Source organism: Burkholderia sp. MS455 (assembly GCF_016899445.1).
GTDB lineage: Bacteria > Pseudomonadota > Gammaproteobacteria > Burkholderiales > Burkholderiaceae > Burkholderia > Burkholderia pyrrocinia_C.
On sequence record NZ_CP041779.1, the window covers coordinates 1,520,690 to 1,535,483 of the forward strand.

General features: G+C 67.7%; 10 protein-coding genes. 7 read left to right on the forward strand and 3 right to left on the reverse strand.

Annotation, left to right across the window (positions count from 1 at the left end; translation table 11 throughout):
• Positions 1-83 precede the first annotated feature (83 nt).
• From FPJ27_RS26170 to FPJ27_RS26190, 5 genes are all read left to right on the forward strand, one after another.
• Complete coding sequence (locus FPJ27_RS26170; protein WP_204426221.1) at positions 84-518, forward strand: peptidase; 435 nt, start codon at positions 84-86, stop codon at positions 516-518.
• 269 nt (positions 519-787) lie between these two features.
• Complete coding sequence (locus FPJ27_RS26175) at positions 788-1,492, forward strand: response regulator transcription factor (protein ID WP_034183383.1); 705 nt, start codon at positions 788-790, stop codon at positions 1,490-1,492.
• Positions 1,489-2,835, forward strand: coding sequence for a FecR domain-containing protein (locus FPJ27_RS26180; RefSeq protein ID WP_204426222.1), 1,347 nt, complete (start codon positions 1,489-1,491; stop codon positions 2,833-2,835). The genes FPJ27_RS26175 and FPJ27_RS26180 overlap by 4 nt, the downstream gene beginning before the upstream one ends.
• 10 nt (positions 2,836-2,845) lie before the next feature.
• Positions 2,846-5,233, forward strand: coding sequence for a CHASE2 domain-containing protein (locus FPJ27_RS26185; protein ID WP_204426223.1), 2,388 nt, complete (start codon positions 2,846-2,848; stop codon positions 5,231-5,233).
• A 35-nt stretch (positions 5,234-5,268) separates the two neighbouring features.
• Complete coding sequence (locus FPJ27_RS26190; RefSeq protein WP_072444340.1) at positions 5,269-5,883, forward strand: DUF4136 domain-containing protein; 615 nt, start codon at positions 5,269-5,271, stop codon at positions 5,881-5,883.
• A gap of 52 nt (positions 5,884-5,935) precedes the next feature.
• On the opposite strand, the gene galU is transcribed toward FPJ27_RS26190, so the two are convergent.
• The gene (gene galU / locus FPJ27_RS26195) at positions 5,936-6,820 is read right to left on the reverse strand and encodes a UTP--glucose-1-phosphate uridylyltransferase GalU (protein ID WP_034183387.1); all 885 of its coding nucleotides are present in this window, start codon (positions 6,818-6,820) and stop codon (positions 5,936-5,938) included.
• Between the two features lie 87 nt (positions 6,821-6,907).
• Positions 6,908-9,775 (reverse strand): valine--tRNA ligase, encoded by a 2,868-nt coding sequence (locus FPJ27_RS26200; RefSeq protein ID WP_072444338.1) that lies wholly within the window; start codon positions 9,773-9,775, stop codon positions 6,908-6,910.
• Positions 9,776-9,989: 214 nt separating this feature from the next.
• Here FPJ27_RS26200 and FPJ27_RS26205 point away from each other — a divergent pair, with 214 nt between their 5' ends.
• Positions 9,990-12,353, forward strand: a complete 2,364-nt coding sequence (locus FPJ27_RS26205; protein WP_204426224.1) for a UvrD-helicase domain-containing protein — start codon at positions 9,990-9,992, stop codon at positions 12,351-12,353.
• A complete protein-coding gene (locus FPJ27_RS26210) occupies positions 12,350-13,147 on the forward strand; it encodes a 5'-methylthioadenosine/adenosylhomocysteine nucleosidase (protein ID WP_204426225.1) in 798 nt (265 codons plus the stop codon). The genes FPJ27_RS26205 and FPJ27_RS26210 overlap by 4 nt, the downstream gene beginning before the upstream one ends.
• A 66-nt stretch (positions 13,148-13,213) precedes the next feature.
• Here the strand turns inward: FPJ27_RS26210 and FPJ27_RS26215 are convergent, their stop codons facing one another.
• Positions 13,214-14,452: an MFS transporter gene (locus FPJ27_RS26215; RefSeq protein ID WP_072444332.1), complete on the reverse strand. Its 1,239-nt coding sequence runs from the start codon at positions 14,450-14,452 to the stop codon at positions 13,214-13,216.
• Positions 14,453-14,794: the final 342 nt, after the last annotated feature.

The window sequence follows — 14,794 nt, forward strand, 5'->3', positions numbered from 1 at the left end:
CAGTGGAGGCGCCGGCCACGGTACGTCGTACGGCGGGCACGGGGGCCATGCCTGGCGGTACCGTCGTACAACGGGGAGAGGACATGTCCTTCAGACCAGGGACCTATCGAAGTCCGTCCGGAGCGGAATGCATTGCGCCCGAGCGCGCGTCGGAATTGAGCCGTATCGAGCTCGATCCGCAACAGGACCGCCACGCGCGTGCCGCGCTGGAGGCCTATGCGGATTCGGCAGCAGTCGAGATGCCGTGGCTGGCCGAGTGGCTCGACGAGCGGCTGCGCGATGCCGCACAGGACGACGGCTCGGGCCCGACCTACTGCGGTGCGACGATCGAGCGCGTGTTCGATCTGGCGCAGGCATGGGCGGCGGGCCAGCCGGACTACGCGGCCACCGCGTGGGAGCGCGTGCGCGGGCAGTTGCAACGGATGCTTGCACAACCGGCGCTGTCGCAACCGCTGTTGCGGCGCCTGCCTGCCGACGATTTCGCCGAGCCGGTGGCCCGCATCGCGGGCGTCGATTAGGCGTCGGATTGCGCGACGGGAAGGATTATTCGAAGAAAGAACGGTAGTCCGCGCAATTTATTGGCGAATTTCATACTACTATGATGAAATCGCCGGTTCGTCCGTGCCCCGTTTTTGAGATATTTAGCCGGGGTCGCCGGTTTGCGCAGGTGGCGCGAGCGGCGAACGACGGCTCGCCGGCCGGTATCCGGAAGCTGCGCGCGTGCTGTGCGGTAGGGTGGGTGCCGGGGAGCTGAACTGGACGAATCGATTTCGCTTTGCGGGGTGCTATGAGAATTGCTGTACTGGATGACGATCCGGCCCAGACGGATTTCGTCAGTCAAACGCTGACTGCCGTTGGCCATACATGCTATGCGTTCAAGGAAGGCAAGGCCCTGAAGAAGCGTCTGCAGCGCGAAACGTTCGATCTGCTGGTGCTCGACTGGAACGTGCCCGACATGTCCGGCGAGGAAGTGCTCAAGTGGGTGCGCGCCAACCAGACCGAGCACAGCCTGCCGATCATCTTCATGACGAGCCGCGACGACGAGGCGGGGATCACGCAGATCCTCAACGCCGGCGCCGACGACTACGTGGTCAAGCCCGTGTCGGGCCCGATCCTGCGCGCGCGCATCGGCTCGCTGCTGCGCCGCGCGTATCCGGTCAACGCCGAGGCGACCGTCCGCGAATTCGATCAATTCCGTTTCGACGTGAACCTGAAGCAGGCCTACGTCGGCGACAAGCCGGTGAGCCTGACGCAGAAGGAATTCGAGCTCGCGCTGCTGCTGTTCCAGCATCTCGACCGGCCGCTGTCGCGCGCGCACATTCTCGATCTCGTGTGGAAGCAGGCGACCGACATCCCGTCGCGCACGATGGATACGCACATCTCGATGCTGCGTACCAAGCTCGGCCTGCGGCCCGAAAACGGCTATCGCCTCGCGCCGATCTACGGCTACGGCTACCGGCTCGAGCGGGTCGGCCAGGGAGAACCGGAGTGACGTCGGGAATCACGCAGCGTACCGCGAACCTGCGCACGGCCTGCGCGGTCGCGTTTGCGTTCGCCGCGCAGCATGCTGCAGCACAGCCTCCCGCTGCCGCGGGCAAGACGGTCGTCTACCGCACGCAGGCCGGCGACACGCTGTACGACGTCGCCGCGCGCTACCTGCAGGGCGCGGACGATTGGCAACTGCTCCAGCAGATCAACGGCGTGCCCGCGCCGAAGCACCTGCAGCCCGGCGTCGCGCTGAAGCTGCCGGTCGCGCGCCTGCGCAAGGAAAAGCTGACCGCGCGCGTCGTCGCGGTGCAGGGCACGGCCGAGCGCGCGTCCGGCGACGCGTACGCGCCGCTGGCGAACGACGCGACGCTCGCCGAGGGCGACCGCGTGCGCACGGGCGCGAACGGCTTCGTGACGATCGAACTCGCCGACGGCACGCACATGAGCCTGCCGCCCGACAGCCAGCTCGACCTGAAGGCGCTGCGCCGCACGGTGCTGACCGGCACGCTCGATCGCCAGTTCGAACTCACGCGCGGCTCGGTCGACAGCGAAGTCACTCATCTGAAGAAGCGCGACGATCGCTTCCAGATCCGCTCGCCGTCGGTCGTGGCCGGCGTGCGCGGCACGCGCTTTCGCGTGAACTACGACGCGGCCGGCAGTGCGTCGACGCGCGTCGAAGTGCTCGACGGCACCGTCGGGGTCGCGGGCGGCCGGCAATCGGCCCGCTCGACGCTCGTGCATGCGAACTTCGGCAGCGTCGCGACGTCGTCCGGCGCGGTCGGCGCGCCTGTCGCGCTGCTGGCCGCGCCGGCGCTCGCGCATCCCGACAAGGTGCAGGACGAGCCCGACGTCGCGTTCGACGTCGCGCCGCTGGCGAACGCGCATGCGTATCGCGTGCAGCTCGCGCACGATGCGGGGCTGCTCGACCTGTTCCGCGAAACGCGCACCGATGCGCCGCGCGCGGTCTTCCGCGACGTGCCGAACGGGAACTACTTCGTGCGGATCGCCGCGATCGATGCCAACGGCCTCGAGGGGCTGCCGCGCACCTATGCGTTCGAACGCCGCGTGATGGGGCTCGACGCGAGCGCGTCGCCCGGCGCGGATGGCTACGGGTTCCGCTGGTCGCCGAACGGTTCGGGCAAGGACGCGCGCTACCGGTTCGTGCTGTCGCGCTCGACGGACCTGAGCGCACCGGTCGTCGACCAGGTCGGCCTGCGCGCGCGCCAGATCACCGTCGCGCACCTGCCGCCGGGCGATTATTTCTGGGCAGTGACCGTCGAAGAGTTCGAAGGCGGCAAGTTCTACGAGAAGACCAGTCCGGTCAGCGCGTTCACGCTGTCGCGCTGACCCGCGGCGCATGAAACCCGACTCCGTTTCCCCGCGGCGGCATCTCGGCCGCCGCTTCCTGATCGAATGGATCGCGATCGGCTGCCTCGGGATCGCGGTCATCCTCGCGTGTGCGCTCGGCCGCCTGTCGTCGAGCGTCGACGGGCTGATCTACGACCGGCTGCTGATGCTGCGCAGCCTGCCGCTGTCCCCTGACGTGGTCGTCGTCGACATCGACAACCAGAGCGTGTCGGCGCTCGGCCGCTGGCCGTGGTCGCGCGACGTGCATGCGCGGCTGCTCGACACGCTGGCGCGCGCGCAGCCGGCCGCCGTCGTCTACGACGTGCTGTTCACCGAGCCGTCGCAGGAGGATCGCGCGTTCGCGGACGCGATGAGCCACGTGCCGACCTTCCTGCCCGTGCTGCTGAGCCCCGAGCAGGCGGACGGCACGCGTACCGTCGAACCGCCGGTGGCCGCGCTCGCGGCGCGCGCGACTGGGCTCGGCCACATCAACCTCGAAGTCGATCCCGACGGTATCGTGCGCAGCGTCGCGCTGTTCGAAAGCGACGGCCGCGTGCGCTGGCCGCAACTGATGGTGCCCGTGTACCGCGCGATCCAGGCCGGCCGGCTGCATCCGGCCGGCGGCGCGCCGGGCGCGAACGCGCACGACCTGGCGCACGACGCGGCCGGCGACGGCCGCTACCTGATCCCGTTCAGCCGCAACACGCCCGCTTATCCGACGCTGTCGTTCGACGACGTGCTCGAGGGGCGCGTGAAGCCCGACGCGCTGCGCGGCAAGATCGTCGTCGTCGGCGTGACCGCTTCAGGGCTGTACGACCGTTTCGCGACGCCCGTATCCGGCGATTTCGGCCCGCTCGCCGGCGTGTATATCCACGCCAACGTGCTCGACATGCTGGCGACCGGCAGCGCGATCTCGCCGGCGTCGCGCGCGGGGCTGTTCGCCGCGTCGCTGCTGCCGCTCGCCGCGCTGCTGGGCGGCTTCCTGATGCTGTCGCCGTGGCGCGCGCTGCTGCTGACGCTGAGCCTCGCCGCGCTCGCCGTCGTCGCGAGCACGGCGCTGCTGTTCGAGGCGCGCATCTGGCTGTCGCCGGCGCCGGCGATCTTCGGGCTGATCGCTGTCTACCCGATCTGGAACTGGCGGCGCCTCGAAATGACGATGTCGTACCTGCGCCGCGAACTGCAGCGGCTCGCCGACGAGCCGCACCTGCTGCCCGAGGCGCCGCGCACGCGCAGCGTCGGCGGCGACGTGCTCGAGCGCCAGATGGCGCTGATGGCGCAAGCCGCGCAGCGCGTGCAGGACATGAAGCGCTTCGTGTGGGACAGTCTCGACAGCATGCCTGAGCCGATCTTCGTGACCGACCTGGACGGCACCGTGCTGATCGCGAACCATGCGGCGAAGCGCTACGGGTCGCGCCTCGCGCTGCCGCTGCCGGAAGGGCGGCCGCTGCGCGCCGCGCTCGGCGAGCTGACGTTCATGAAGACCGTCGACGGCAACGCCGAACACGATGCGGCGATCCGCGAGCACTGGCCGGCCGCGCTCGACCCGACGCTCGAGGCCGAGCACGACGCGATGGCGCGCGGCATCGAGGTGCGCGATCGCGACGGGCTTGACCATCTGTTACGCTACGCCGCCTGCACGAATGCGCAGGGCCGCGTGACGGGCTGGATTGCCGGCCTCGTCGACGTGACCGAACTGCACGCGGCCGAGCGGCATCGCGAGGAAGCGCTGCACCTGCTGTCGCACGACATGCGCTCGCCGCAGGCTTCGATCCTCGCGCTCGTCGAGATCGAGCGCGACCGCGTCGACACCGATGCGATGCGCGGGCTGCTCGCGCGGGTCGAGCGCTACGCGCACCGCGCGCTGTCGCTTGCCGACGAGTTCGTGCAGCTGGCGCGCGCGGAGTCGCAGGCGTACCAGCTCGAAGCGACGAGCCTCGTCGACGTGCTGATCGATGCGAGCGACGAGGTATGGCCGCAGGCGCAGGCGAAGCACATCCGCATCGACACCGACGTCGGCGCCGACATGTGCTGGGTGCGCGCGGACCGCTCGCTGATTACGCGCGCGTTCGTGAACCTGCTGAACAACGCAGTCAAATACAGTCCGTCCGACACCGTGATCACGTGTACGCTGACGGTCGAGCACGCGTCGAAGCGGATGTTCTGTACGATTCGCGATCAGGGGTACGGCATTGCGCCGGAAGATCATCGGCATCTGTTCGAGCGTTTCAAGCGATTCCATGCCGGCGAGCGGCCCGAGATCCCGGGTTCCGGGCTCGGCATGGCATTCGTGAAGACGGTCGTCACGCGCCATGGGGGCAGCGTGTCGGTCGACAGCGAAGTGGGTGTCGGCACCGCGGTGACGGTGTCGCTGCCCGCGATCGACGAGCCGTCCGCCTGACAGGGCCGGGCGCGACGGCAGGATTGGGGAAAGCCATGAGAAAGGAATGGGCAGCGACCGCGCTGGCGGCGTCGTTGTTGACGGGTTGCGCCGGCGTGACGAGCGGCGTGAGTGCGGTCGGGCAGCCGAATGCATTCGCATCCGGCGCGCACGGCTACGATTTCGTCCGGACGGCCGCGCAGGCCAACGATGCCGAATACCGGCAGATCGAGACGCTCGTGCGCGACGAACTCGCGCGCCGCGGTTTCGACGCGCAGCCGCTCAAGGACGCGCGCTACCGGCTGTCGATCGCGTATGCGACGCAGCCGGCGGCGGTCGCGGCCAGCGCCGACCAGTGCGGCGCCGCGAGCAGCGCGTGCGTGACGGTCGACGGGCCGTCGCCGCCCGCGCTGCCGTTCGCGGGTAGCGTGTATCGCCACGTGCTGACGTTGCGTTTCGTCGATGCGAAATCGGGCGCCGACGTCTATCGCGTGACGGCCGCGCTGCGCGACCGCGAACCGGCCACGCAGCAGGCCGCGCCGGCGCTCGTGAAGAGCGCGCTCGCGAAGCTGCCGTTCGGCGATGGCGGCGGCTGGCTCGTGAAGACGAAAAAAGACGACGCGGGCGGAATGCCGGGCGTCGTCTCGGTGAAGCCGGCCGAAGCGCGCTGAGCGCCAGCCGGTGAGGTGAGGGCGGCCCCGCCGGGGCGAGCCCTTGCCGCGCTCAGGCGGCCGGTTGCGCGCCGCCGCGCGTGCGCAGGTATTCGTCGAATTCCGCGCCGACTTCCGGGTGGCGCAGCGCGAATTCGACCGTCGCCTTCAGGTAGCCGAGCTTGCTGCCGCAGTCGTAGCGCGTACCCTGGTACTTGTAGGCCAGCACCTGTTCGTCGGCGAGCAGCGCCTGGATCGCATCGGTGAGCTGCAGCTCGCCGCCCGCGCCCGGCTTCAGCGCGCGCAGGTGTTCGAAGATCCGCGGCTTCAGGATGTAGCGGCCGACCACGCCGAGGTTCGACGGCGCGACTTCCGGCGCGGGCTTCTCGACGATCGCCGACATCTTGACGATCGACTCTTCCCATTCCTTGCCGTCGACGATCCCGTACGACTTCGTTTCCGACGGCGGGATCTCTTCGACGCCGATCACCGAGCTGTGATAGTGGTCGAACACATCGACCATCTGCTTCATCACGGGCGGGTTGCCGTCGAGCAGGTCGTCCGCGAGGATCACCGCGAACGGGTTGTCGGCCACCAGCTTCTCCGCGCACAGCACCGCATGGCCGAGGCCGAGCGCTTCCGGCTGGCGCACGTAGAAGCAGTCGACATGGCTCGGCTTGATGCTGCGCACGAGCTCGAGCAGCTTTTCCTTGCCGCGCGCCTCGAGCTCGGCTTCGACCTCGTACGACTTGTCGAAATGATCCTCGATCGCGCGCTTGCTGCGCCCGGTGACGAAGATCATCTCGGTGATGCCCGCGGCGATCGCTTCCTCGACTGCGTACTGGATCAGCGGCTTGTCGACGACCGGCAGCATTTCCTTCGGGCTCGCCTTCGTTGCCGGCAGGAACCGCGTGCCGAGGCCGGCAACGGGGAATACCGCCTTGGTGACTTTCAACATGATCGAACCTTTATTCCTGTAATCGACTTGTCAGACGATGTATGTTCACGTCCGCATTATAGTGAACGCAAACGGCCTTACGGTTTGTTACGCGGGCAACCGATCGAGCTGCGCACGCAGTTTCTCGAGCGTGCTCTGGAATTCGGCGACGCGTTTCTGCTCCTGTTCGACCACGGCCGGCGGCGCTTTCGCGACGAATGCCTCGTTACCGAGCTTCGCGTGGCACTTCGCGATCTCGCCCGTCAGGCGCGCGATTTCCTTCGACAGGCGCTCGCGTTCGGCCGCGACGTCGATTTCCACCTTCAGCACCAGCTTGTTCGGGCCGACGATCGCGATCGGCGCGCCGTGCGCTTGCCGGTCGAGCGTCGCTTCGTCCGCGAGGATCTGCACTTCCGACAGGCGCGCGAGCGCCTGGACGTACGGCGCGAACGAGCGCAGGCGCTCGGCATCGCCGGCCGCGAGCAGCGGCACCTTCGTCGCCGGCGACAGGTTCATCTCGCCGCGCAGGTTGCGGCATGCGTCGACGATCGCCTTCAGGTCGGCCGCCCACTGCTCGGACGCCTCGTCGATCTTCTGCAGGTTGGCAACCGGATAGGCCTGCGTCATCAGCGACGCTTCGCCCTCGGCCTTGCCTTGCGGATAGCGGCCCGCGAGCGGCGCGACCTTCTGCCAGAGCGCTTCGGTGATGAACGGGATGACCGGGTGCGCGAGGCGCAGCACCGTCTCGAGCACGCGCAGCAGCGTGCGGCGCGTGGCGCGCTGCTGTTCCGGCGTGCCGTTCTGGATCTGCACCTTCGCGAGTTCGAGATACCAGTCGCAGTACTCGTCCCACACGAACTTGTAGATGCTGGTCGCGACGTTGTCGAAGCGGTAGTCGGCGAAGCCCTTCGCGATGTCGGCCTCGGTACGCTGCAGCAGCGACACGATCCAGCGGTCGGCCGCCGAGAAATCGAGGTAGCCGCCGGGGCCGCAGTCGCCTGCGCCGCAGACTTCCGGCTTGTCGGCGCCGCAGTCGTGGCCTTCGCAGTTCATCAGCACGAAGCGCGTCGCGTTCCACAGCTTGTTGCAGAAGTTGCGGTAGCCTTCGCAGCGCGCGAGGTCGAAGTTCACGTTGCGGCCGAGCGTCGCCATCGACGCCATCGTGAAGCGCAACGCGTCGGTGCCGAACGCGGGAATGCCGTCCGGGAATTCCTTGCGCGTCTTCTTCTCGATCGTCGCGGCCTGCTTCGGATTCATCAGGCCCGTCGTGCGTTTCGCGACCAGCGTTTCGAGGTCGATGCCGTCGACGATGTCGATCGGGTCGAGCGTGTTGCCCTTGCTCTTCGACATCTTCTGGCCTTCCGCGTCGCGCACGAGGCCGTGCACGTAGACGGTATGGAACGGCACCTTGCCGGTGAAGTGCGTGGTCATCATCACCATCCGGGCGACCCAGAAGAAGATGATGTCGAAGCCCGTGACGAGCACCGACGACGGCAGGAAGTGCTTCAGTTCAGGCGTCTCGTTCGGCCAGCCGAGCGACGAGAACGGTACCAGCGCCGACGAGAACCACGTGTCGAGCACGTCTTCGTCGCGCTTCAGTTCGCCCGTGTAGCCCTGTGCGGCGGCCTTCGCGCGCGCGTCTTCCTCGCTGCGCGCGACGAACACCTCGCCGTTCTCGCCGTACCACGCGGGGATCTGGTGGCCCCACCACAGCTGGCGCGAGATGCACCAGTCCTGGATGTTCTCGAGCCACTGGTAGTAGGTGGTCGTCCAGTTTTCCGGGACGAACTTGATCTGGCCGCTGCGCACGACGTCGAGCGACGTTTCGGTGATCGACTTGCCGGGATTGAACGTGCCTTCCGGCGCCGCCTTCGTCATCGCGACGAACCACTGGTCGGTCAGCATCGGCTCGATCACGACGCCCGTGCGGTCGCCGCGCGGCACCATCAGCTTGTGCGGCTTCACGGAGTCGAGGAAACCCAGCGCGTCGAGATCGGCGACGATCGCCTTGCGCGCGTCGAAGCGGTCGAGGCCGCGATACTGCTCGGGGCCGTTATCGTTGATCTTCGCGTCGAGCGTCAGGATCTCGATCGGCACGAGGTTGTGGCGCAGGCCGACTTGGTAGTCGTTGAAGTCGTGCGCGGGCGTGACCTTCACGACGCCCGTGCCGAACTCGCGGTCGACGTAGTCGTCGGCGATCACCGGGATCTCGCGGCCGGTCAGCGGCAGCGTGACGAGCTTGCCGATCAGGTGTGCGTAGCGCTCGTCTTCCGGATGGACCATCAGCGCGACGTCGCCGAGCATCGTCTCGGGGCGCGTCGTCGCGACGGTCAGCGAGCCCGAGCCGTCGACGAGCGGGTAGCGGATGTGCCACAGGTGGCCGTTTTCCTCTTCGCTCGCGACTTCGAGATCCGACACCGCAGTGAGCAGCACCGGATCCCAGTTGACGAGGCGCTTGCCGCGGTAGATCAGGCCCTGTTCATGAAGCGTGACGAACACGTCGCGCACGGCGGCCGACATCTTGTCGTCCATCGTGAAGTATTCGCGCGACCAGTCGGTCGATGCGCCGAGGCGGCGCACCTGGCCCGTGATCGTCGAACCGGACTGCTGCTTCCATTCCCACACGCGCTCGACGAACTTCTCGCGGCCGAGGTCGTGGCGCGACACGCCCTGCGCGTCGAGCTGGCGTTCGACGACGATCTGGGTGGCGATCCCCGCGTGGTCGGTGCCGGGCACCCACAGCGTGTTCTCGCCGAGCATCCGGTGATAGCGGGCGAGGCCGTCCATGATCGTCTGGTTGAACGCGTGGCCCATGTGCAGCGTGCCCGTCACGTTCGGCGGCGGCAACTGGATCGCGAAATCGGGGCGGGACGGATCGAACGCCGGGGCGGCATAGCCGCGTTTTTCCCACTCCGGCCCCCATTGGGACTCGATGGTATGGGGCTCGAAGCTCTTCGCAAGCGTGTTGTCGCTCATGTTGGAAATCTGCCGAAAAATGCGTGAATTGGATGCCGAATCCGACAATTATAAATGGATGCACATCGACCAGCCATCGCATTGCCGGCGCAGGCTTGTCGCGAAGCGGCCGCAACGCGCTTGGCGGCGCTCGACCGAACGGATCGGGAACGGCATCGCGCCGCCGACTTATAATGTCGGGTCCGCATTTTTCTCGCCCGTCCGCCGCCGCTCCATGCCCGATCTGCTCGCCAATCTGAACCCCGAACAACACGCCGCCGTCACGTTGCCGAACGAACCGGCGCTGATCCTCGCAGGGGCGGGCAGCGGCAAGACCCGCGTGCTGATCACGCGCATCGCGTGGCTGATCCAGCAGGGCTACGCGTCGCCGCCCACCGTGCTCGCCGTCACCTTCACGAACAAGGCCGCGCGCGAGATGATGGCGCGCCTGTCGGCGATGATGCCGATCGACACGCGCGGGATGTGGATCGGCACGTTCCACGGCCTGTGCAACCGGATGCTGCGCACGCACTGGCGCGACGCCGGCCTGCCGCAGACCTTCCAGATCCTCGATACGGCCGACCAGCTGTCCGCGATCAAGCGGCTGATGAAGGCCGCGAACGTCGACGACGAGAAGTACCCGCCGAAGAACGTCCAGTACTTCATCAACAACGCGAAGGAGCAGGGGCTGCGTCCCGACAAGGTCGACGCGACCGACAACTTCAACCGCAAGTTCGTCGAGCTGTACCAGGCGTACGACCAGCAGTGCCAGCGCGAGGGCGTCGTCGATTTCCCCGAGCTGCTGCTGCGCTGCTACGAGCTGCTGGCGTACAACGCGCCGCTGCGCGCGCACTACCAGGCGCGTTTCAAGCACATCCTCGTCGACGAGTTCCAGGACACCAACAAGCTGCAATATGCGTGGCTCAAGATGCTCGCGGGCGGCCAGAACGCGATCTTCGCGGTCGGCGACGACGACCAGTCGATCTACGCGTTCCGCGGCGCGAACGTCGGCAACATGCGCGATTTCGAAGACGAATTCCGCGTGCGCAACCTGATCAAGCTCGAGCAGAACTACCGGTCGCACGGCAACATCCTCGATGCGGCGAACCAGCTGATTTCGAACAACGCGCACCGCCTCGGCAAGAACCTGCGCACCGACGCGGGCCACGGCGAGCCCGTGCGCGTGTACGAGGCCAGCACCGATTCGCAGGAAGCCGGCTGGATCGTCGAAGAAATCCGTTCGCTGATCAACACCGGGATGGCGCGCAGCGAAGTGGCTGTCCTGTACCGCAGCAACGCGCAGTCGCGCTCGATCGAGCACACGCTGATGTCGTCGGGCATCCCGTACCGCGTGTACGGCGGCCTGCGCTTCTTCGAGCGCCAGGAAGTGAAGCATGCGCTCGCGTACCTGCGCCTGATCGACAACCCGAACGACGACACGGCGTTCGTGCGCGTGGTGAACTTCCCGACCCGCGGGATCGGCGCGCGCTCGATCGAGCAGCTCGCCGACGCCGCGCGTCTATACGGCTGCTCGATGGCCGCTGCGATTCCGTACGTGACGGGCAAGGCCGGCACGAGCCTCGGCGGGTTCGCGAACCTGGTCGCGAAGATGCGCGCCGACACGCAGCAGATGAACTTGCCGGACACGGTCGAGTACGTCGTGCGCGCGAGCGGCCTCGCCGATTTCTACCAGGGCGAGCGCGAAGGGCAGGACCGTCTCGAGAACTTGCAGGAACTCGTGAACGCGGCCACCGCGTTCGTCGCCGAGGAAGGCTACGGGCTCGACACGCCGGCCCGCTCGATCCCGCTGCGCGCGGGTGCGATCGCGGCGCCCGAGCTCGGCGCGGCGACGGACGATCCGGCGGTCGAGGTACTCGATCCGGCATCGCCGGGCGACCCGGCGCAGAACCCCGACACGATGACGCCGCTCGCCGGCTTCCTGTCGCATGCGTCGCTGGAGGCCGGCGACAACCAGGCGCAGGCCGGGCAGGATGCCGTGCAACTGATGACGGTGCACGCGGCGAAGGGGCTCGAATTCTCGGCCGTGTTCATCACGGGCCTCGAGGAAGGGCTGTTCCCGCACGAGAACAGCGTGCTCGAATCGGACGGCCTCGAGGAGGAGCGCCGGCTGATGTACGTCGCGATCACGCGCGCGAAGGAGCGGCTCTACCTGTCGTTCGCGCAGAGCCGGATGCTGCACGGCCAGACGCGCTACAACGTGCGTTCGCGCTTCTTCGACGAGTTGCCGGAGCATGTGCTGAAGTGGCTGACGCCGAAGGTCGAGGCCGGTTCGCGCTGGGGCGGGCGTTCGGACAACGCAGGATACGGGCGCGACTGGTTCGCGCGGCCGGGCGGCGGCAGCCGCGAGCAGATCGTCGATGCGGCGGTGTCCGCGCCGCTGCCTGCGTTCGCGGACAAGCAGCGCGCGGCCGGCGCCGGCTTCCGGGTCGGCCAGCAGGTGTTCCATACCAAGTTCGGCGAAGGCACGGTCACCGCGCTCGAAGGCAGCGGCACCGATGCGAAGGCGCAGGTGAAGTTCAAGCGGCACGGCGAGAAGTGGCTCGCGCTCGCGGTCGCGAAACTGCAGGCGGTGGAATGATGAGCATCGACATGGTTGCCACGCCTTCGACGCGCCCGCTCGGCATTCTGGCCGCGCTGCCCGAGGAACTCGGCGACCTGATCGCCGCGATGCGCGCCGACGGCGCGATGAAGACGGTCACGTTCGGCCGCCGCGATTACCACGTCGGCACCGTGCACGGCGCGGCCTGCGTCGTCACGCTCGCGCGGGTCGGCAAGGTCGCGGCCGCCGCGACGGTCAGCGCGCTGATCCACGTGTTCGGCGTGGCGGGCGTCGTGTTTACCGGCGTCGCGGGCGGCGTGTCGCGTACGGTGCGCGTCGGCGATGTCGTCGTGGCCGACATGCTGCTGCAGCACGATCTCGACGCGTCGCCGCTCTTTCCGCGCTACGAGGTGCCGCTGCTCGGCATCACGCGCTTCGCGACCGACGCGGCACTGACGGCCCGTCTCAGGGCCGCGTGCGCATTGTTCGTCGCGGAAGAGGGCGCGTTGTTCGCCGAGCGCTTCGGGCTCGCCGGCGCGACGCTGCACGCAGGGCTCGTCATCAGCGGCGACCGCTTCGTGTCGAGCGAGCGCGAGGTCGTCACGCTGCGCGACGCGCTGCCGGACGCGCTCGCGGTCGAAATGGAAGGCGCGGCGATCGCGCAGGTGTGCGCGGAGCACGACGTGCCGTTCGCGCTGGTGCGCACGATCTCCGATACGGCCGACGATCACGCGACGCAGTCGTTCTCGCACTTCCTGTCGGCGATCGCCAGCAGCTATTCGTCCGGCATCCTCAAGCGTTTCCTGACGCTGCATGCGACGACGGCGGCCTGAAGCCCCCGTCGTTTTCTCCGTACAAGCCTTTGGGCCGGCCGCGGCGCGCACGCCGCGGCCGGCTTGTCACGCCTGTTTGCGCCGGCTGCTTTCGAGGTTCGGCAGGAACACCGTCAGCACGCCGATCAGCGGCAGGAATGAACACACCTTGTAGACGAACGTGATGCTCGTCGCGTCGGCGAGCTGGCCGAGCACGGCCGCGCCGACGCCGCCGAGGCCGAACGCGAAGCCGAAGAACAGGCCCGCGACCATCCCGACCTTGCCGGGCATCAGTTCCGTCGCATAGACGAGGATCGCGGCGAACGCCGACGCGAGCACGATGCCGATGATCACGGTCAGCACGCTCGTCCAGAACAGGTTCGCGTACGGCAGCAGCAGCGTGAACGGCGCGACGCCGAGGATCGACACCCAGATCACGTACTTGCGGCCGATCCGGTCGCCGACCGGCCCGCCGATCAGCGTGCCGGCCGCCACGGCCGCGAGGAACACGAACAGGTGGATCTGCGCGGCCTGCACCGACAGGTGGAACTTGTCGATCAGGTAGAACGTGAAATAGCTGTTGATGCTCGCGAGATAGAAATACTTCGAGAACACGAGCAGCACCAGCACGCCGATCGCGCCGATCACGCGGCCGCGCGACAGCGTCGGGTGGCCGGCCGCCGCGGCCTTCTTCTTCATCGACGGATGCTTCTTGTACCAGTGGCCGATCTGCGTGAGCACGACCATCGCGACGAGCGCGGCCGCCGAGAACCACGCGATGCTGTGCTGGCCGTGCGGAATGATCACGAGCGCGGCGAGCAGCGGCCCGAGCGCGGAGCCCGCGTTGCCGCCGACCTGGAATACCGACTGCGCGAGCCCGTGCTGGCCGCCCGACGCCATCCGCGCGACGCGCGACGATTCGGGATGGAATACCGACGAGCCGCAGCCGACCAGCGCCGCGGCCACCAGCAGCACGGGGAAGCTCGGCGCGACCGACATCAGCAGCAGTCCCGCGAGCGTGAAGCCCATGCCGACCGGCAGCGAATACGGCTTCGGACGCTTGTCGGTATAGAGGCCGACGAGCGGCTGCAGCAGCGACGCGGTGATCTGGTAGGTGAGCGTGATCAGGCCGATCTGCGCGAACGACAGCGCGAACTGGCTCTTGAGCATCGGATAGATCGCGAGGATCAACGACTGGATCATGTCGTTGAGCATGTGCGAGAAGCTGATCGCGCCGAGCACCGGATAGACGGTGCGCGATGCGGGGGGCGCGGACGGCTGCGCGGCGGTTGCGCCGGCGGCTCCGGTGTCGAGGCTGGTTTCCATGTGAGCTGAACGAGTTGAGGTAACGGGCGCGCTCTGATGGGGATCGGCGCGTTTCGAATCGTTGATGCGTCAAAGAAGTGTAATGTGGCGTATAGAGAATGTCAGGCCAAGTTTTATCGCGAATCGGACATTCATCCGACAGATCGGCGGTTGTCCGTTTTTTTGACCGGGTATAACGCTGGCGGCGCGTCTGCCTGACTGCGAGGCCGCGCCGGGGCCCGGTGCGTGTTTTACCGGACTCAAGAAACGGCGGTGGCGGCCGTAGAACGACCCAATGACCACAGGTGCGCCGCGCCCGGCACCGGCTACCCGCCGTGCAGGCGCAGGACGCGCGGCATGGCC